This is a genomic window from Streptomyces sp. NPDC058653 (genome assembly GCF_042716895.1).
GTDB lineage: Bacteria > Actinomycetota > Actinomycetes > Streptomycetales > Streptomycetaceae > Streptomyces.
This window is the reverse complement of sequence record NZ_JBHXRM010000079.1, coordinates 1-19,128: the sequence shown is the minus strand read 5'-3', so window position 1 is coordinate 19,128 and position 19,128 is coordinate 1. Positions and strand designations below refer to the sequence as shown.

Annotated in this window: 15 protein-coding genes, 1 pseudogene and 1 riboswitch; of the genes and pseudogenes, 10 read left to right on the top strand and 6 right to left on the bottom strand. The window is 71.1% G+C overall.

The window, feature by feature from the left end; translation table 11 throughout:
• The first annotated feature begins 184 nt into the window (after nucleotides 1-184).
• From ACFWU9_RS35760 to ACFWU9_RS35750, 3 genes are read left to right on the top strand one after another with little or no spacing between them, the layout of a single operon-like run.
• A complete protein-coding gene (locus ACFWU9_RS35760) occupies nucleotides 185-1,156 on the top strand; it encodes a sortase (RefSeq protein ID WP_384325265.1) in 972 nt (323 codons plus the stop codon).
• A gap of 21 nt (nucleotides 1,157-1,177) precedes the next feature.
• Nucleotides 1,178-2,008, top strand: coding sequence for a phosphate ABC transporter ATP-binding protein (locus tag ACFWU9_RS35755; RefSeq protein ID WP_384325264.1), 831 nt, complete (start codon nucleotides 1,178-1,180; stop codon nucleotides 2,006-2,008).
• Nucleotides 2,005-2,760: a hypothetical protein gene (locus ACFWU9_RS35750; RefSeq protein ID WP_384325263.1), complete on the top strand. Its 756-nt coding sequence runs from the start codon at nucleotides 2,005-2,007 to the stop codon at nucleotides 2,758-2,760. Before ACFWU9_RS35755 ends, ACFWU9_RS35750 begins: the two co-directional genes overlap by 4 nt.
• A gap of 81 nt (nucleotides 2,761-2,841) precedes the next feature.
• Here ACFWU9_RS35750 and ACFWU9_RS35745 read toward each other — a convergent pair whose 3' ends face one another.
• Nucleotides 2,842-4,230, bottom strand: a complete 1,389-nt coding sequence (locus tag ACFWU9_RS35745) for a mercuric reductase (protein WP_384325262.1) — start codon at nucleotides 4,228-4,230, stop codon at nucleotides 2,842-2,844.
• Between the two features lie 117 nt (nucleotides 4,231-4,347).
• On the opposite strand from ACFWU9_RS35745, the gene ACFWU9_RS35740 reads away from it, so the two are divergent.
• The 4 genes and pseudogenes from ACFWU9_RS35740 (at nucleotide 4,348) to ACFWU9_RS35725 (ending at nucleotide 5,454) form a co-directional block, all read left to right on the top strand.
• Nucleotides 4,348-4,527, top strand: a complete 180-nt coding sequence (locus ACFWU9_RS35740; RefSeq protein WP_384325261.1) for a hypothetical protein — start codon at nucleotides 4,348-4,350, stop codon at nucleotides 4,525-4,527.
• Nucleotides 4,528-4,632: 105 nt separating this feature from the next.
• Nucleotides 4,633-4,722, top strand: a pseudogene (locus ACFWU9_RS35735) (BBE domain-containing protein); the annotation flags it as partial.
• Nucleotides 4,719-5,000, top strand: a complete 282-nt coding sequence (locus ACFWU9_RS35730) for a helix-hairpin-helix domain-containing protein (protein WP_384325260.1) — start codon at nucleotides 4,719-4,721, stop codon at nucleotides 4,998-5,000. The pseudogene ACFWU9_RS35735 and the gene ACFWU9_RS35730, both read left to right, overlap by 4 nt.
• A 1-nt stretch (nucleotide 5,001) precedes the next feature.
• Complete coding sequence (locus tag ACFWU9_RS35725) at nucleotides 5,002-5,454, top strand: pyridoxamine 5'-phosphate oxidase family protein (protein ID WP_384325259.1); 453 nt, start codon at nucleotides 5,002-5,004, stop codon at nucleotides 5,452-5,454.
• Between the two features lie 930 nt (nucleotides 5,455-6,384).
• On the opposite strand, the gene ACFWU9_RS35720 is transcribed toward ACFWU9_RS35725, so the two are convergent.
• Nucleotides 6,385-7,788, bottom strand: a complete 1,404-nt coding sequence (locus tag ACFWU9_RS35720) for a VWA domain-containing protein (protein ID WP_384325258.1) — start codon at nucleotides 7,786-7,788, stop codon at nucleotides 6,385-6,387.
• 150 nt (nucleotides 7,789-7,938) lie between these two features.
• Here ACFWU9_RS35720 and ACFWU9_RS35715 point away from each other — a divergent pair, with 150 nt between their 5' ends.
• Complete coding sequence (locus ACFWU9_RS35715) at nucleotides 7,939-8,205, top strand: UBP-type zinc finger domain-containing protein (RefSeq protein WP_384325257.1); 267 nt, start codon at nucleotides 7,939-7,941, stop codon at nucleotides 8,203-8,205.
• A 14-nt stretch (nucleotides 8,206-8,219) separates the two neighbouring features.
• On the opposite strand, the gene ACFWU9_RS35710 is transcribed toward ACFWU9_RS35715, so the two are convergent.
• From ACFWU9_RS35710 to ACFWU9_RS35695, 4 genes are all read right to left on the bottom strand, one after another.
• A complete protein-coding gene (locus ACFWU9_RS35710; RefSeq protein ID WP_384325256.1) occupies nucleotides 8,220-9,803 on the bottom strand; it encodes an ATP-binding protein in 1,584 nt (527 codons plus the stop codon).
• Nucleotides 9,800-11,458, bottom strand: coding sequence for an FAD-dependent oxidoreductase (locus ACFWU9_RS35705; RefSeq protein WP_384325255.1), 1,659 nt, complete (start codon nucleotides 11,456-11,458; stop codon nucleotides 9,800-9,802). The genes ACFWU9_RS35710 and ACFWU9_RS35705 overlap by 4 nt, the downstream gene beginning before the upstream one ends.
• Nucleotides 11,459-11,558: 100 nt before the next feature.
• Complete coding sequence (locus ACFWU9_RS35700) at nucleotides 11,559-13,457, bottom strand: Dyp-type peroxidase (protein WP_384325254.1); 1,899 nt, start codon at nucleotides 13,455-13,457, stop codon at nucleotides 11,559-11,561.
• Nucleotides 13,421-15,310, bottom strand: a complete 1,890-nt coding sequence (locus ACFWU9_RS35695; RefSeq protein WP_384325253.1) for a galactose oxidase-like domain-containing protein — start codon at nucleotides 15,308-15,310, stop codon at nucleotides 13,421-13,423. The genes ACFWU9_RS35700 and ACFWU9_RS35695 overlap by 37 nt, the downstream gene beginning before the upstream one ends.
• Nucleotides 15,311-15,787: 477 nt before the next feature.
• Here ACFWU9_RS35695 and ACFWU9_RS35690 point away from each other — a divergent pair, with 477 nt between their 5' ends.
• Together ACFWU9_RS35690 and ACFWU9_RS35685 are read left to right on the top strand one after the other, a co-directional pair.
• Nucleotides 15,788-17,707: a glycosyl hydrolase family 28-related protein gene (locus tag ACFWU9_RS35690; protein ID WP_384325252.1), complete on the top strand. Its 1,920-nt coding sequence runs from the start codon at nucleotides 15,788-15,790 to the stop codon at nucleotides 17,705-17,707.
• A 429-nt stretch (nucleotides 17,708-18,136) separates the two neighbouring features.
• Nucleotides 18,137-18,329, top strand: a riboswitch (cyclic di-AMP (ydaO/yuaA leader).
• A 4-nt stretch (nucleotides 18,330-18,333) separates the two neighbouring features.
• Nucleotides 18,334-19,083 carry a transglycosylase SLT domain-containing protein gene (locus ACFWU9_RS35685; RefSeq protein WP_384325251.1) on the top strand — a complete coding sequence of 250 codons (750 nt, stop codon included), beginning with the start codon at nucleotides 18,334-18,336 and terminating at the stop codon, nucleotides 19,081-19,083.
• Nucleotides 19,084-19,128: the final 45 nt, after the last annotated feature.

Here is a 19,128-nt window from a genome sequence, read left to right as displayed (position 1 = left end):
GCCGCGCTCTGCCTGTGCGGGCGCGGCAGGCTGTTGGTGGGGCGCGCCGGGCGGGGGGACCTGCACACGTTCTCAACCCCGGGGGGGGGGGGGGGGGCACCCGTCCCCGCCCCACCCCCCGTACGGCCGGCCCCGCCCCACCCCCTGACCTGTCCCGTCCCCACCCGCGAGGAGCGCACCCGACGTGACGACCGTGCTGACCCCGCCGTCCCAGCCGCCGCCACAGTCCTCGGCGGCCCTTCCCCCGACACCGCCGCCCATGGGCGCCGACGTGCCGCGCCCCGGCCCCGGGGAGCACCGGCCCCCGGCCCGCCCCGGACTCGCGCTCGCCGGGGCGGCACTGTGCGTCCTGGCCGCCGTCCTGCTCGGCTTCGCCGCGAACCTCACCGTCGTCGGACACCTCAAGCACGCCCGCGACCAGCAGACCTCCTTCGACGAACTGCGCAAGCAACTCGCCCTCGGCACCGCACCGGTGGGCCAGCGCACCTTCGACGGCAAGACCCTCGGAATGGGCGCGCCCGTCGCGCTCCTGCGCATCCCCTCGCTCGGACTGCGCGAGGTGGTCGCCGAGGGCACCACCTCCGGCGTCCTGATGTCCGGCCCCGGCCACCGCCGCGACACGGCGCTGCCCGGCCAGGAGGGCACCAGCGTGATCATGGGCCGCCAGTGGGGTTACGGCAGCCCGTTCAACTCGCTCGGCAAACTGACACCCGGCACGCCGATCGAGGTGACGACCGGTCAGGGCAAGGCCGTCTACGAGGTGCTGGGCGTCCGCCGCCCCGGCGACAAATTGCCCGCCCCCCTCGCCCAGGGCCGCGGCCGGCTCACCCTCATGACCGCCTCCGGCCCCCCGTACACCCCCGCCGGTGTGCTCCGGGTCGACGCCGCGCTCACCACCCCGATCCAGCCCAGCCCGCCCCGGCCGCTCCGCAGCGGCTGGATCAGCCCCGCCGAGGAGGCGCTCGGCGGGGACAACGGCGCCTGGCTCGCGGTCTTCCTCTGGTCGCAGGGCCTGCTGCTCGCCGCACTCCTGACCGTCTGGCTGCACCGGACCTGGGGGACCTGGCAGACCTGGATCGCCGCCGGACCCGTGCTCACCGCACTCGGTGTCGCCGTCTCCGGCGCCGCCACCCGAATCCTGCCCAACCTGCTCTGAAAAAACGGGAGTTGGCCCAACATGACCGCCGTCACGACGTCCCTTTCCACGGCCGCCACGAGCAGCCGCGCGGCGTCACCCGCGACGCTCGAAGCCGAGGAGATCTCCGCCTGGTTCGCCGACCACAAGGTCCTCGACCGGGTCTCGCTCACCATGCCGGCCCTGGAGGTCACCGCCCTCATCGGCCCGTCCGGCTGCGGCAAGTCGACCTTCCTGCGCATCCTCAACCGGATGCACGAACTGATCGGCTCCGCCTCACTCGCCGGCCGGGTGCTCCTCGACGGGGAGGACATCTACGACCGGGGCCGCCGGATCACCCGGGCCCGCCGCGAGATCGGCATGGTCTTCCAGAAGCCCAACCCCTTCCCCGCGATGTCGCTGTACGACAACGTCCTCGCGGGCCTCAAGCTGAACGGCATCCGGGCCAACAGCTCCGGCAAGGACGACCTCGTCGAGGAGTGCCTGACCAAGGCCGGCCTGTGGCGCGAGGTCAAGGACCGGCTCCGCCAGCCCGGCGGCGCGCTCTCCGGCGGCCAGCAGCAACGCCTGTGCATCGCACGGTCGTTGGCGGTACGGCCCCGGGTGCTGCTGATGGACGAACCCTGCTCCGCGCTCGACCCGACCTCCACGCGCCGGATCGAGGAGACCATCGCCGACCTCAAGGAGGAGGTCACCATCGTCATCGTCACGCACAACATGCAGCAGGCGGCACGTGTCTCCGACAACTGCGCGTTCTTCCTTGCCGAACAGGGCACGCCCGGTGTGATCGTCGAGCACGGGACCACCGACGCCATGTTCAACTTCCCGCAGGACAGCCGGACCTCGGACTATGTGAACGGCCGCTTCGGATGACGGAAGACGGGCGCCGACTCCGGCGCGCGGCGGCCCTGGGCACGCTGCTCCTCGCGCTCACCGCGTGCGGTACGGCCCCGGGCCCCGGCCCGGCGGTCCACGAGGCAGCGCGCCACGCCACGTCGTCCGAAGCGCCGCCGTCGGCGCTTCGGACGCCCCGGCCCGAGCCCTCCGCGCCCCGGTCGACTCCCGAGCCCTCGCCCGCGCCCCCGTCCCCGTCCCCTTCCGCGCGTACGACGACCGGTCGGCCGAGCCCGCCGGCGTTCCCCTCGCGCCCGCCCGGGAAGACGGCGCCCGGGGCACCGGCCCGTCCGACCGTCGGCCCGAGCACCCCGGAGTCACCGCCCGCGAAGCCCACCGCGGAGCCCAGGTCGACCGCCCGGCCGACCGGGACGACGCTGCGGATCGGGTCGTGGTCCACCAGGATCGTGCGCGGCGGCCAGGACGCCGTGGACGCCTGCCGCGACGCCGTCCAGTGGGCGGGTCCGGACCTCGGCGAGGAGGACGGCTACGCGATGCGTACGGCGGTTGTCGTCGGCCACGACTTCTGCGGCTTCGGGCAGCTCGCGACGCTGGCGATCGGCACGGTGGTGACCGTGGAGACGCCCCGCGAGGTCCTGCGCTACCGGGTGTACGCCCGCCACCTCACCCCGGGGCGGGGCGCCCCGGCCCACGGCCTCTACTGGGGCGACCTCACCCTCCAGTCGTGCGTGGGCCCGGACACGGGCTTCACCTATCTGGAGCGGCTGTGACGGGCGTACCGGCGGCGCCGGACCGGGACCGGGACCGGCGGACGGCCCGCCCTCGGCCCGGCCGCCCCGAGGGCGCCGCGCTCAGGCGTCGACGGCGGCGAACAGGCTGTTGAGGCCCTCGGCCAGCAGCGGGTGCGTGAAGATGGCGTCCGCCATGGCCGTGTACGGGAGCTTGCCCAGCATGGCGACCTGGATGATCGTCATGATCTCGCCTCCCTCGGAGCCGAGCACGGCGGCTCCGAGGATCTGCCCGGTCCCCGCGTCGACGACCACCTTCATGAAGCCGCGGGACTCCCCGGTCTCCAGAGCCCGGATGACCGCGCTCATCGGCAGTTTCGCGACGTGCACCTCGCGGCCCTGCCCCCTGGCCTGCCGCTCGGTCATGCCGACCCGGCCCAGCTGCGGGTCGATGAACATGGCGTACGGGACGATCCTGCCGCGCGTGCTCGTTCGCTCGCCGCCCAGCAGGGCGGCCCGCAGGACGCGGTAGTCGTCGTAGGACAGATGGGTGAAGGCGGGACCGCCCTTGACGTCCCCCATCGCGTACACCCCGGGGACGGAGGTCTCCAGATACTCGTCGACCTCGATGAAACCCCTGTCGTCGAGCCGGATTCCGGCCGCCCCCGGCGCGAGCGCCTCCGTGTTGGGGACACGGCCGATCGCGGCCAGCAGATGGGAGCCCTCGATCCGCCGCTCGCCGTCCGCGTCACGGACGGTGATCCGCACGCGCCCGTCGCCCGCGTCCTCGACCCGTGTCGGCGTGGCCGACGTCAGGACGGTGATCCCGTCGTCGCGCAGGATGCCCGCCACCTCGTCGGAGACGTCCTCGTCCTCCGTCGCCATCAGACGCGGGCCGGTCTGGACGATCGTGACCTCGCTCCCGAACCTGCGGAACATCTGCCCGAACTCCAGCCCGATGTAGCCGCCGCCGAGGATGAGCAGATGCTCGGGGAGGGTGTCCAGCTCCATGATCGACGTCGAGTCCAGGACGGGGACGTCCCCCGCGCCGTCGATCGTCAGGGGCCGTGGCCGCGTACCGGTGTCGAGGACGATCACCGGCGCCCCGATCCCCAGCGTGCCGCCGCCGGTCAGGGCGACGTCGAGCGTCTTGGGACCGGTGAACCGGGCCTCGCCCTCGATCAGGTCGAGCCCCTCCTGCGCCAGCCGGCCCGCGTAGTTCTCCCGGGCGCCCGCGACCATCGCCCGCTTGCGCTCCCGTACGGCGGCGAGATCGACCGACACCGGGCCGGTCCGCACGCCGTACTCCGCCCCGCGCCGCGCCTGGTGGGCGAGGCGGGCGCTGGCGACCATCGTCTTCGTCGGGGTGCACCCGATGTTCACGCAGACCCCGCCGAGACTCCCGCGCTCGACGAGCGCCACCTTCTTGCCGGCCTTCGCGAGATCGACGGGGAGGAAACGACCGCCCTGGCTGGTCCCGATCACGATCACGTCGTAGCTCTTGTCCGCCATGGGGGGATCGTAGCCCCGCGATCTTGACCCGCCCCGAACCGCCGCGAGGTCGGAGCCCGGTCGGCCGTGTCCGATTCGTACAAGACCCCGCACGGGCGGCCTGCCTACGTTGGCCGCATGAGCTCAGACACGGACCCGCGACGGGGACTGAAGAGGGCCGTCGAGCCCCGGCCGGCCCACGTGGTCGAGCCCACCGGTGACCAGGACGTGGCGGCAGCGGTCCGGCCGGCCGGACCGGGGGCGGACGCGCCGTTCGTCGCCGAGCTGCGCCACTTCGGCGGCGCGACGCCCTGCTGAGCGCGCTGCGTCCCTGGAGCACCGGGGGCATCAACCTCGACTTCGCGGGCGTCGAGGACACCGGGCCCGACCGCGTACGCGGCGTACACCCCGGCCGGCTTCGGGCGCCTCAGGGCCGTCAAGGCCCGGCGCGACCCGGAGAACAGGTTCCGGATCAACTTCAACATCCCGCCGAGGAAGGAGGGGTCACGGTGACCTCGAACGACGGATCGGATCTCACGCGGCTGGCCAACGTCGGCCGGTCGGTGGCGGGCCACTTCGCGACGATCGGCATCACCAGGGTCGCACAGCTCGTCGACCAGGACCCGGTGGAGCTGTACGAGCGGATGTCGGCCGCCGCCGGGCGGCGCCACGACCCGTGCCTGCTCGATACGGTGATGTCCGCGGTCGACCAGGCGGAAGGCCGCCCCGCCCGCCCCTGGTGGCACTACACCCCCGAGCGCAAACGCCTTCAGGACCGACAGGAAGGCTGAGATGGCGACCTGGAAGCAGTTCGAGAGCGCGGAACCGGAGTTCGCCTCGACGATCAGGGCCCGGTTCGAGGCGGCCGAGACCCATGTCCTCGCGACGCTGCGGAAGGACGGGGCACCTCGTGTGAGTGGCAGCGAGGTCGCCTTCCTCGGGCCGGATCTGTCGTTCGGGTCGATGCCGGGCGCGGTCAAGGCGCTGGACCTGCGACGCGACGGCCGCTGCGCGATCCACGCGCACCCGAGCGCCGACGGCGACGCCAAGGTCACCGGAGTCGCGACAGAGGTGACCGACCCGGCGGAGAAGCGCCGCTACACCACCGGCTCGGAGCCGCCGGGGGACTTCCACGCGTTCCGCCTCGATCTGCACGAGGCGGTGCTCACGTCGGTGGAGGCCGACGAACTGATCATCCGCCTCTGGCGCCCCGACAGCCCGCTGAGGACGATCCGCCGCAAGTGACGGCACGTGGGCGGGCCGACTGCTGTCGGCGTCGACGCCCACCGATCAGCACGCGTTCACGCCACCGCCAGGCGCCTCGTCCGACGAACGAGTTGTCGGCTGGCTTGACGGCGAGTCGTCGTCTGCGGCTGTGCTCGTGGTGCGAAGGCTGGCCTCACGGCGGCTCGCCCGGCGCACGCCCGCGCCCAGGCCGATGAGCGGATCGTGCGCGGCGGGCCCGGCCTGGCGGCCTGTTCGCGGCGGTGTCTGGTTTGACGGCGGGTCGCCGTTTGCCGCCAGGATCGCCTCGCGGCGGCCCGCCCGGCGCCCGGCGTCGCCTCGTCCGATGAACGGGTCGTTCGCGGTGGGGTCTGGCTGGATGGCGGGTCGCCGTCTGCCGCCGTGCTCATGGTGCGAAGGCTCGCCTCACGGCGGCGCTTCGTCCGGCGCACGGGTCGTTGGCGGCGGGCCGGGCCTGGCGGCCTGTTCGCGGTGGTGTCTGGTTTGGCGGCGGGGTGCCGTTTGCCGTCCAGCTCGTGCTGCGGTGGCTCGCCCCGCGCTCGGGGGCGCCTCGTCCGGCGAACGGGTCGTTCGCGGTGGGGTCTGGTTTGGCGGCGGGGTGCTGTCTGCCGCCAGGCGCGCCCCGCGCCCGGTCGCGCCTGGGCCGACGAACGAGTTGTCGGCTGGCCTGCCGGCGAGTCGCCGTCCGCCGCCCCGCCCGGCCGCGAGTCGTGGCCCGGCGGCGGCGCTTTACGGCGCAACCACGCCCGGTGGCGCGCGAGCGCCAGTGTCGTGCGGCGGCGGGGTCGGACCTCTCGCGGTGGACATCACCCTCGCCGCCGACCACGTCATCGACATCGACGTGACGATCGCCCGCGAGCACCTCCGCCGCCGGCATCGACGGGTCCACCACCCCCGCCCCCTGCGCGTCGCCCGGACCCGGCGCGAGGCTCAGCGCAGGATGCCCGCCCGCTTCGCGTCCCTCAGCCAGGACGGGAACTCCGACAGGAGCCGGTCGTACAGCTCCGGGTCGGAGACGCTCTCGATGTCGTCCACCGCGAAGAAGCCGACGTTGTCCACGCGGCGGCCCGCCATCGTGTCGAAGCGTTGCAGTACGCCGTAGTTGGCCCGGCCGAGCCCGACGAACTGCCAGAAGATCGGCTCCTCCACCGCCGCCCGCAGCTGCTGCTCGATCTCACCGTCGCGGTACACCCCGCCGTCCGAGAAGAACAGGACCAGCGTCGGCGCGGGCACGGGATTGTCGCGTACGTACGCGCGCACGTCCGCGATGACCTTCTGCTCCTCGTTCTGGAAACCGACCGCCCGCATGTCGACCTGCCCCGACACCAGCCCCTTCGGCGGCTTCTTACGCCCGAAGAGGCTCATCTGCCCCACCCGCACATGCAGACGCAGCCACTCCGGCAGCTCGCCGATCACCAGGTCCGGCAGCCGGGCCGGATTGGTCGCGAACGTCCACGCCTGCATCTCGCCGTCGTCGTCGAGCAGCGCCGCCACGGCCGCCATCCGCTCGGCGACGTTCTTGACCACACCGCGCGCATAGAGATTGGTCATCGAGCCCGACGCGTCGAGCACGAGGATGACGCGCGCGACGACCCCGGTCACTCCGTGCTTGTCCAGGCTGACCGCGACCTGCTCCTTGCGCAGCGAGAGGCGCTTGCGCATGTCGACCGGAAGCCGCTCCTCACCCTTGGTGAGCCGGGGCGCGGGCGGGCGGCCGGCGGACCGCGCGGCGCGAGCAGGGGCGGGCGGAGCGGCCTGGGCCCGGCGCGGCGGCGGCGCCTGAACGGAGGGCCGCACCGGCGCGGGCGTCGGCTCCGGCTCCGCGTCCACCGTGATGCCGAAGTCCGTCGCCAGCCCCGCCAGCCCGCTCGCGTACCCCTGCCCGACCGCCCGGAACTTCCACCCGCCGGCCCGCCGGTACAGCTCCCCGCTCACGTACGCCGTCTCGGAACCGGCGGCCATGTCGAACCGGGCCAGCTCCCCGCCCGACGCCGCGTCCAGCACCAGCAGTCGCAGACCGGGCACCTGCCCGAACGTCCCCCCGTCGGCGGAGGCGCACAGCGCGACCCGGTCGATACCCGGCTCCAGCCCGGCCAGGTTCACCTCCACCGAGTCGGCGCCGGGCCGCTTGCCGAGATGGCGTACGGCGTTGGAGGCGTGGCGCGGCTGGTTGTAGAAGACGAAGTCGCCGTCGGAGCGGACCTGGCCGGCGGGGGTCAGCAGCAGCGCGGAGGCGTCCACGTCCGGGACGCCGGGCCCTGCCGACCAGCTGAGGACGGCCCGTACAGCGGGGACCGTTATCGGAAGATTGGCACCTTTGCTCAGTGTCGTCACGAGGGTCAGTCTGCCTGCCGGGGCACCGGAAGTCCCCGGTCTTCACGGACTTCGCCGTACTCTCCGGTGTCCGGCCGTGCCGGACCGTGACGTTCCCGTACACCCGTTCTCCATCGCGCCGGCACAGGTCCGCCGCAGTAGGATCGCGGTATGGGTACATGTACAGATCTCGCCAACGCGAATGCTGACGTGGCGCCCCTCTCGCCGACCGACGAGTGCGTCGACTGCGTCGCACTCGACCGCAGGGACTGGGTGCATCTGCGCCTCTGCCTGACCTGCGGTCATGTCGGTTGTTGCGACAGCTCGCCCCTTCGGCACGCTTCCGAGCACTTCACGCAGACCGGTCACCCCGTCATGCGCTCCCTGGAGCCCGGCGAGGACTGGCGCTGGTGCTTCACCCATCAGCTGCTGGGCTGACCGTCCGCCCTCCGCTACCGGCCGGGCGTCCCGGACTCCTGGCCGGCGGACCCCTGTCCTGACGCGCGGCCCGCCGACTCCTCCCGGCGGCCCGCCGTCTCCGCCCGGTCCGTCGTGTCCTCCCTGCCCTCCGACTCCTGCTTGCCTTCCGACTCCTCCCTGTCGTTCCCCGACTCCTCCTGGATCGGCAGGCAGACCTGAAAGCGGGTGTCCCCGGGGCGCGTGGTGACCCTGATGTCACCGTGGTGCTTGTTGACCACGATCCGGTACGAGATGTCCAGACCCAGCCCCGTCCCCTCACCCACCTGCTTGGTGGTGAAGAACGGCTCGAAGATCCGTGGCCGTACCTCGTCCGAGATCCCCGTCCCCGTGTCGCCGATCTCGACCAGCAGCCGGTCCTCCTCACGCCATGTGCGCACCGTGAGCGTGCCGCCGTCCGGCATCGCGTCCAGCGCGTTGACGATCAGATTCGTCCAGACCTGGTTCAGCTCCGCGCCGTACGCCGGGATCGACGGCAGGTCCTTGTCGAACTCCCGCACCACCCGCACCGACTTGGGGATCTTGGCCTGGAGCATCGTCAGCGTGGCGTCGATCAGGGCGTGCACATCGACGATCTGGAGCGGCGTCCGGTCGAGCTGCGAGTACTGCCTGGCCGCCCCGACCAGGTCCGAGATCCGCTCGACGGAGTCGTCGATCTCGCCCATCATCAGCTCGGTGTCGATGGTGTACGTGATCCAGCGCACCGCCGCGTCGAGATGCTCCGCACCGACCGTCCTGGCCGCGCCCTCCAGCCACTCGACCTCGATGCCCGCCGCCACCAGCGACGGCGCCAGGTCCCACGCACGGGCGATGCCGTGGTCCTCCAGCCAGTCGCCGACGGTGTCCTCGGCGTCGGCGGCCTCCATCGCGGTCATGTTCACGCCCGTCGCCGCCCGCCGCACGGCGTCGTCCTGGAGCCCGACCAGCCGGTGCAGTTCGGTCCCGTCGACCCGGCCGTCGGCGATCATGGCCAGTTTGTGCCGCATACCGGTGACCCGTTCGCGCAGCCCGGCCGTCGCCCTCAGCGCGGCGGCCGCGGGATTGTTCAGCTCATGGGTGAGCCCGGCGGAGAGGGACGCCAGCGCCAGCAGCCGCTCCCGTTCGCTGACGATCGCGTTGGCCGCGCGCGTACCGAAGAACAGGCCCTCCAGCAGATGCAGCGCCATCGGGAACCAGGTGCGCACCGCCCACGCGAACTCCTCGGCCGGCAGGACCAGGAACTCTGCGTCGCTGACCGCGCGCATCGTGTGCTGATAGGTCTGCTCGACCCGGTCGCCCAGATACGCGCGCGTCCCGCCGCTGTAGACGCCCCGCTGATCTGTTCTGTTGACCTCGACGTCGTCGCCGTGCAGCACGCGGTGGAGCGAGAGGGCCCCGCTGAGCAGGACGAAGAAGCAGATGGCCGGCTCGCCCTCCCGGTAGACCACCTCACCGGCTTCCCACCGCTCGACCCGGGCGCGCGCGGACAGCCAGTCGAGCTGCTCCAGGCTGAGGGCCTCGAAGAGGAAGAGGGTACGCAGCTGGTCCGGTGTCAGCCGGTCCTCCGAGGATGTGGTCACTGTGCCTCCAGATATCGGTGCACCAGGGAGACGGCCATGGCGCCCTCGCCGACGGCCGAGGCGACGCGCTTGACCGAGGCCGCGCGCACGTCACCGGCGGCGAAGACGCCCGGGACGCTCGTCTCCAGGTGGTAGGGGTCGCGTGGCAGCCGCCAGCCCGCCGGGCGCTGTCCGCCGGTCATGAGGTCCGTCCCGGTCAGGACGAATCCGTGCTCGTCGCGGGTGACGCAGCCGTCCAGCCAGTCCGTACGGGGCTCGGCGCCGATGAAGACGAACAGCCACGACGTGGGCACGTCCCAGCTCTCCCCGGAACGGCTGTCGCACAGGGTCAGGCTCTGCAGATGCCCGTCGCCCTCCGCGCTCGTCACCTCCGTCCACGGATGGACCTCGATGGCGGGGATGCCGTTGATCTGGTCGATCAGATAGCTCGACATGGAACGGCTCAGATCACCCTGGCGGATCAGCAGATGGACATGGCGCGCGTAGCGGGAGAAGTAGACGGCGGCCTGCCCCGCGGAGTTGGCGCCGCCGACGATGTAGACGTCCTGGTCGGAGCAGTTGATCGCCTCGGTGACCGTCGACCCGTAGAAGACGCCGGTGCCGGTCAGCTGCTCCACACCGGCGGCGCCGAGCCGCCGGTAGGAGACCCCGGTGGCGAGGACCACGGTGTGCGCGGTGACCGAGCTGGACTCGCCGAGGCGCAGCACCCGGCCGGAGCCCGCCGCGTCCAGCGCGACGGCCCGCTGCGTGCTGAGGATCTCCGCCCCGAACTTGAGCGCCTGGCGGCGGGCCCGTTCGGTCAGCTGCTGGCCGGAGACTCCGTCGGGGAAGCCCAGATAGTTCTCGATCCTGCTGCTCTGGCCGGCCTGCCCGCCGGTGGCCTGCTGCTCCACCAGCAGCGTACGGAGCCCTTCGGAGGCTCCGTAGACCGCGGCCCCGAGCCCCGCCGGGCCACCACCGACGACGACCAGGTCGTAGAAGTCGGAGGTCGGTACGGTGCTCAGCCCGACGTGCGCGGCGAGTTCCCGCTCGGAGGGGTTCACCAGCGTCTTGCCGTCGGAGGTGACGACCATCGGCACGTCCGCCTGGGTGAGCCCGGCGGCGGCCAGCAGCCGGCTCCCCTCCGGTTCGTCGGAGAGCAGCCACCGGAAAGGCACCAGGTTGCGGGCGAGGAAGTCGCGTACGGCGAAGGACGGCGCCGACCAGCGATGGCCCACCACCCGGGTCTCGGTGGCCACGGGATCGGGGGTGGCGAGCCACAGCTCCAGGAGCGAGTCGATCACCGGGTAGAGATTCTGCTCCGGCGGGCTCCACGGCTTGAGCAGATAGTGGTCGAGGTCCACGACGTTGATGGCGTCGATCGCGGCCTCGGTGTCCGCGTACGCGGTGAGCAGCACCCGGCGGGCGAGCGGGAAGAGGTCCATGGCGGCCTCAAGGAACTCCAGGCCGTTCATATGGGGCATCCGGTAGTCCGCCAGCATGATCGCGAGCTGGTCCCCACGCAGTTTGATCTCCCGCAGCGCCCCCAGGGCCTCCTCGCCCGACACGGCGCGCATCACCCGGTAGCTCTCGCCGTAGTGCCGCCGGATGTCGCGGGCGACCGCCCGTGAGACGGCCGGATCGTCGTCGACGGTCAGGATTGTCGGATTCGCCATACCTCCATCATCGCCCCTGACGGCGCGGGGTGCGGAGTGCGGTGGACGGCGGTTGGGGGGCCGCCGTCCACCGCGGCCTCGGGCCGGCGCGCGGCGCCGGTCAGTGCGCGGTGTTGGTCTGCCAGACCACCGTGCCGTCGGCGGCGCGGATCACCACGTTCCCGTCGGTGAGGACGAGGAGCTTCGCGTGGGGATTGCCGGTGGTGCGGGACTTCCACACCGGCCTGTCGGCCGCCGTGAGGACGACGATGTCGCCGTCCTCACGGAAGACCGCTCTGACTCCGCCGCTGTCGGCGACGCCCGCGGCCCAGCGGACCTGATCACCTTCGTCCAGGACGGCGAGATCGCCGTCCCGCCGCATCACGAGTCTCGCCTTGGCCGTGCCGACGGGCCCGTCCCCGGGACGCAGCGTGAAGGGAGCCTCCAGGATGCGGTCGCCGTCCGGGGCGCCGCCCCCGTCCAGCTTGCCGTCCGCGAGCAGCTCGATCGTCGAGAGGGAGGGGGAGAACGCGTACACCGCCCCCTCCGTCCTGACGAACTGCTCGAAGCGCACCGAGCAGCCCTTGAAGCTGACGTCGGTGGCCGTGCTGACCAGCGGATCCCGGCCCGGCACCGCGCTCCGCCTCGGGAAGTCCGGGTCCTCGATCCAGTCCTTCTGAATGAACTCGAACTGCCGCACCAGATCCGCCTGGTAGCAGACGAAGACCAGACCGCGCGGCGCGTCCGGGCCGTTGCCCGCGCTGCCGGCGGGGTCGAAGGGCTGCCCGTAGGGGATACCGCGCCGCATGATGCGCCGCCCGTCGAGCACGCCCTTCTCCGGCACGGTCTCCTTGTCGCCCGAGTGGAGCAGCAGCCCGTCGCGCGGGCTGGTCTTGCGCAGATGCGAGAAGAGCGGGGTGATCTCGCCCTCCGGGTCCCCCCGGTAGCTGATGTCGTTGTCCGACCAGGCCTCCGCGTCGCTCGGGCTGTCCGCGTGCGGGCACTTCGACACCGGGGTGCCCGAACGCCAGCGGCCGACCAGACGGGCGGCCAGCCACTCGGTCGTCGCCTCCGGCGGCACCGCCTCCTGGCGCTTGAGGTCGCTCAGCCGGGCCGCGACCTGGGCCCACCACCCGGGGACGTCCTGCGCGAGCCGGCGCACAACCTGGAAGGAGCCGTTCCGCGCCCAGTCCGGGAGGTCGCTGCGCTTCCCGTCGTCCCGTTCGTACCCGACGACGATCTCACCGGCCGGGATGATCCGGGTGCCGGGGCTGCCCTTCTTGTGCTCGGGCCTGTCCGGGTCGGGCGGGTCGAATCCCTTGATCGCCGGCTCGCTGATGCCGTCCTTGAAGCCGAAATGCTCCTTGCCCCGGCGGCTTCCCTCAAGCGTCGCGCCGTCCTGCTCGAAGACGATCACGACCTTGTGCCGGACGGCCTCCTCGCGCTCCTCGGTCAGCGCCACCCGCAGATCCTGCGGACGGTCGGCGGCGACGGTGAGCACCGCGTGGACCGGCTGGCCCGTCCCGTTGCCGAACAGCCAGTGCTCCGGGGCGCACTGGCCCGTGTCGCCCAGCATCGCGGCGCGCGCGGCCGGACCCTGTTTGTACGCCTCCTGGGTGCTGCCGGGCGGCACCGACGGGAAGGGATCGCGCCCGGCCAGCAGCTTCAGCCCGGGATAGGTGAAGCTGACGACCCGCCATACGGCGTTGAGCGCCTTGGGATCGTCCCCGCCGGACTGCTTCCGGGCCCTGCTGAACTCCGCGTTGAAAGCGGCGACCTGACGGGTCGTGGCGATCCGGGGCCGCAGCCGGCGCAGCCAGATCCTTGCGAGCCGGTCGCTCTCGAACTTCAGCAGGAGCAGCTGGACATGGTCCTTCTTGGCCCCGGCGATGATGTCGCCCTGGATCTCCCGGCTCCGGCGCAGCGGCAGCACCGCTTCGGCGACGGGTGGGTCGTACGTCTTCGGCGGCTCCATCACATACGTCATGACCGCGCCCCCGCCGGCACGAGGGAGATCCACTTGGCGACGCTGGGCACACCCTCCTCGTTGAGCAGGAACAGCATGTACCAGCCGGGCGGCGCGGCCTCGGCGGTCGGCGGCGCCTGGAGGTCCAGCTCCCCGTTGCCCTGCCGCTTGATCCGCAACTCCAGATGGCGCTGGCTGGTGTTGACCGAGTGCGTGGCGGTCGTGGGCGCCAGCAGCACGGCCCGCTTCACCTCGCCGGCGGTCGAACTGGCCACGGTGAACCGCTCGTCGAAGACGAGCGGCCGGGTCGGCGCCGAATCGAGCACGGGACGCGCCCCGTTGTGGAGGTACGGCGGCTCGTACATCTCGATCGTGCCGTCCATGTCGTCCTTGATGTCACGGTCGTTGGCGATCTGCTGGGCCTCGTCGCCGGTGACCATGACGCGCCCGTCGGGCAGCACCACGGCGTTCGAGTGGTAGCCGCGCGGCAGCCGCTGGACGGGGCCGAGCCGCCAGTCGCCGTTCTCGTCCCGTAGTTCCGTGTGCCGGTACTTCAGGTCCGCGTTCGGGTTGTACTGCCCGTTGCCGTAGTCGCGGATGTCGTAGGAGCCGTTGACCGTGAGCAGGTTCCCGGTGGGCAGCAGCAGCGTGTTGTCCTGCGTACGGCCGAAGGCCCGCGCCTCCTTGGTCTTCCACTTGCCTGCGGCGAGCTGGTAGGTGTTCGGGTCCGTACGGTCGCCGCCGAGGACCAGGACCGAGTCCGGGCCTCGGAAGCCGCCGGGGAGCGGGACCGCGGAGCCGTAACTGCGGTCGACGGCGCCCGGCCGCTGCGCCAGATCGGCCCGGGTCTCCTTGACCGGGTCGAAGAGCCACTGCTGGTCGTGGCTGCGTCCGAGCCCGTAGATCTTCCCGTCGCGCAGGCTGAACAGGTGCGGGTAGTCCAGCTTGTACGGCGCGTCCGCGCGGAAGCGGTCCACGTCCTGGAACCGGGGGACGTCGGTCTTCAGATACGGCACGGGGTCGCCCAGCGCGGGGAACCGCTCCACGATCGGGGTGGGCGTGCCCCAGCCCAGCTCGGACTGGCCGGACATGATGAGCATCCGGCCGTCGGGGCCGGTGACGACGCTGGGATACCAGCGGCCCACGGACATGTCCTCGTTCATCGCCCAGGTCTCGCTCCAGGGGTCGAAGACGAAGGACAGCTTGGCGCCCGAGCCGCCGTTGCCGCCGAGATTGCCGCCGAAGACGCCGAGCATCCCGTTCGGCAGGAAGGCGTGGCCCGCGCAGAAGACGGGCGCGGGGCGGGAGACGCCCGTGCTGTCGGGCATCGTGACGGCGGGCGGGGTGACCTTCTTGAAGGCGCCGTCGCCGGTGCCTTTCGCGGGGTCCCAGAGGAAGGCGCGGCCCCGGTTGGCGGCGCCGACGACCTGGGTGGGCGCCGTCTCCTTCGTGGGGTCGGTCTCGATCCGCTCGAAGGAGAAGAGGAGCACCTTGCCCGTCGGTAACTGGGCGATGTGGACGCCGAAGTCCGGTGAGTCGAAGTACTCCCTGAAGACGCCGGAGTCCGACGCCCGGTACTCGCTGTTCGTCCTGCGCTGGCTCTCGGTGAGCGACTTCAGCCGGGCGGTACGGGTCGCCTGCGGGTAGGTGCCGAGATCCTCGGCTCCCTGGCGCGTCGTGGCGTGCTCCTGCGCGTGCTCACGGCCGAGCACCGCCACCTCGGCGGGATCGACCTCGGGCTTCTCGGCGGGCTCCACGCCGGCCCTGGTGGCGTGGTCGTGGCGGCCCTCGCCGCCGTGCGCGGCGACGGGGGCCGCACCGGCGAGAGTTGACGCGGCGACGGCGCCGACGACGGCGAAGGCCGCCAGGGTGCGGGACAGCCTGGTGCGGGAGCGGGGATCTCTCATGGGGCTGTGCCAGGTCCTTTCAGGGATCGTCGGAGCACGGGGTGCGGCGGTGCCGCACCCCGGAGCGAATGACTACTCGCTGTAATCAATGCTGGCCATGTTCGAGAGGAAAGGTCCAGAAGAACCAGCGATGTTGGTCCTATGGAGCTAACAGCCAGTTGATCGGGTTCACTCTCCGCGCGTGCGCCCGGCGCATCGCGCGGCCGTACGCCAGGCCGCCTCCCGACGGCGGTTCACCCCGGCCGCACTCCGTCCCGCGCCAAGTCCCCGTCCGACGCGGGCTGTTGACAAACCGGTGACATGCTTGAAAACTCGCACTGCCTGATCGCAGGACCCGAACTGTGCAGCTCAATTATCTGCGGTTCTCTTGCAAGATCGGGGCAGGCGTTCTGTCCTGTTTGATCGCGGTCCTGCCGTCCACCCCCACCACGGACCGGCATTTCTCACTCTGTCGACCCCACGGAAACAGAGGACACCATGAAGTCGAAGCATCTGAGACGACGACTGATCACCGGCATCTCCCTGACCGGCCTGCTCGTCGTCGGACTCCTGCCCGCCGCGTCGGCGGCGCCCGGGCCGGCCGAGGCCGACGACACGTCGGCGCGGCCGGCGGCGGCCGAGCGCGGGGCCGCCCTCCCGTACGTCGAGTACGAGGCGGAGGCCGCCGACTACGAGGGCACGCTCCTGGAGGCGGACCCGAAGCGCACCTTCGGGCACACCAACTTCGGCAGCGAGTCGTCCGGCCGCAAATCGGTACGACTGGACAGCTCAGGGCAGTTCGTGGAGTTCACCTCCACCAACGAGGCCAACTCGATCGTCGTACGCAACTCCATACCCGACGCGCCGGGCGGCGGCGGCATCGACGCCACCCTCAGCCTCTACGCCGACGGCGCCTTCGTGCAGAAGCTGGACCTGTCGTCCAAGCACAGCTGGCTGTACGGCAACACCGACGATCCCGAGTCGCTGACCAACTCGCCCCAGGCGGACGCCCGGCGGCTCTTCGACGAGTCGCACGCGCTGCTGGAGAAGAGCTATCCGGCGGGCACGAAGTTCAAGCTCCAGCGCGACGCGGACGACTCCGCGTCGTTCTACATCGTCGATCTGATCGACCTGGAGCAGGTGGCACCGCCCGCGAGCAAGCCGGCCGAGTGCACCTCGATCACCGAGTACGGCGCAGTGCCGGACGACGGCGACGACGACACCAAGGCCATCCAGGACGCCGTGACCGCCGACCAGAACGGCGACATCGCCTGCGTCTGGATCCCGGAGGGCCGGTGGCGCCAGGAGCAGAAGATCCTGACCGACGACCCGGCGAACCAGGGCCAGTACAACCAGATCGGGATCAGCGACGTCACGATCCGCGGCGCCGGCATGTGGCACTCGCAGCTCTACACCCTCACCGAGCCGCAGAACGCGGGCGGGATCAACCACCCGCACGAGGGCAACTTCGGCTTCGACATCGACGACAACACCCAGATCTCCGACATCGCGATCTTCGGCTCCGGCCGGATCCGCGGCGGCGGGGGCGCCGAGGGCGGTGTGGGCCTGAACGGCCGCTTCGGGCAGAACATCAAGATCTCCAACGTATGGATAGAGCACGCCAACGTGGGGGTCTGGGTCGGCCGCGACTACGACAACATTCCCGCGCTCTGGGGTCCCGCCGACGGCCTGGAGTTCAGCGGAATGCGGATCCGCAACACATACGCGGACGGCATCAACTTCACCAACGGCACCCGGAATTCGTCGGTGGACAATTCCTCGTTCCGCACCACGGGCGACGATTCGCTCGCCGTCTGGGCCAACCGTTATGTCAAGGACCCGGCGGTGGACATCGCCCACGACAACGCGTTCACCAACAACACGATCCAGCTGCCCTGGCGGGCCAACGGCGTCGCGATATACGGCGGTTACGGCAACAAGGTGCAGAACAACCTGATCGCCGACACGGCCAACTACCCGGGCATCATGCTGGCCACCGACCATGACCCGCTGCCGTTCTCGGGCGAGACCCTGCTCACCGGAAACGCGCTCCACCGTACGGGCGGTGCCTTCTGGAACGAGGACCAGGAGTTCGGGGCGATCACCATTTTCCCGGCGAGCCGCGACATCACCGGAGTGAAGATCAGGGACACCGAGATCTCCGACTCGACGTATGACGGCATTCAGTTCAAGAACGGTGGCGGCAACGTACCGGACGTCGAGATCAGCGGAGTGACGATCGACAGGTCCAACAACGGCTCCGGCATCCTGGCCATGGGCGGAGCCCGGGGAAGCGCCACGCTGACGGACGTGACCATCACCGATTCCGCCGAGGGCGATGTCCTCGTCGAGCCGGGGTCGAGTTTCGTCATCAACGGCGCCCCCGGAATCAACGGCGCCTCCGGACCCGGTCGGTAAGCCGGTTCCCGCAATCCCTTCGACGCCTTCCGCACCGCTCCTCGAACAGGAGCCCGCGGAAGGCGTCGAGTCTTTCCGGGACCGGACGCCCCCGTTCGAACCGCGATCTCCGGCTTTCCGTCAACTCTTACAAAACGGCCATTTGTCCATTTTGTGGCGCGGGTTGTTATGTATATATCGAGCCTAACTTGTCCGTTTCTGGGTGGTGTTGTGTCCGGGCGGTTGCATCCGCGACCCGTGATGTGTGTCACAGTTTCACCGGCGCCCACGGCTCACCGCCACGCCCCACCTCCCGTGCGGCAAAAGAAAGTTGAGCCCTGAACGGCCTCGCCGGAATTCGAATTGCCCGGCCCCGGATCCTTGAATGACAACGCGCTGTGAATTCAGGACTTGTTTCGTCCGGACCTTCTCGCTTACGTTCTCGTCATTCCGGACGGAACGCCGAATCCTGCCGCTGTCCGGAAACCGCACCCAACCACTCATGGACGGCAGGAGCGGGGGACCCAGGTAAGTCGCCGATTCGTTACCACGGACCGGCTCGGGGTGAAGTCGCGCCATCCGCGCGACCGGGCATCTCCCGCCCGAACCCGACAGCTCACCTCGCAGGCGACGGAGAGGATTTCGTCATGCCCGCACAGGGTAAGCACCGCCGTTCCCGCACCAGCCCGCTCGCCCGCCGCCTCATCGCCGCAGGCACGGGTGGTGCCGCACTCGCCCTTCCGCTGGTGACCGCCACCACGGCGGGCGCCGCCCCCGCCCCGCAGCACGTGCAGGCGGCCCCGAGCGCCGTCCAGAAGGTGACCCACACCGTCGTGAAGGGCGAATCCCTCGCGAAGATCGCGGACGCCCGTTCCGTGAGCGGTGGCTGGCAGGCGCTGTACAAGACCAACCGCGCCGCCGTCGGCGACAACCCGTCGCTCATTCACCCCGGCCTCAAGCTGAAGCTCTCCGGAGCGGCCAAGGCCACCGGGTCCTCCTCGGCCCCGACCGCCTCCACCGAGAACGCGTCGGAGGGCAAGGCCACCGAGGCCGTCGAGACCGCCGCCAAGACCTACACCAACGACCTCGACGGCTGGATCAAGGAAGCGCTGGACATCATGGCGCAGCACGGCATACCGGGCTCGTACGACGGTATCCACCGCAACATCATGCGCGAGTCCGGCGGCAACCCCCAGGCCATCAACAACTGGGACTCCAACGCCGCGGCCGGCACCCCCTCGAAGGGCCTGCTCCAGGTCATCGCCCCGACGTTCGAGGCGTACCACGTGCCCGGCACGTCGACCGACAGCTACGACCCGGTCGCCAACATCACCGCCGCGTGCAACTACGCGGCCGACCGCTACGGCTCGATCGACAACGTGAACGGTCCCTACTGATCGGCGGCGTCTGTCACCACCCCGGTCGCCGGCCGGGCCGCTCCC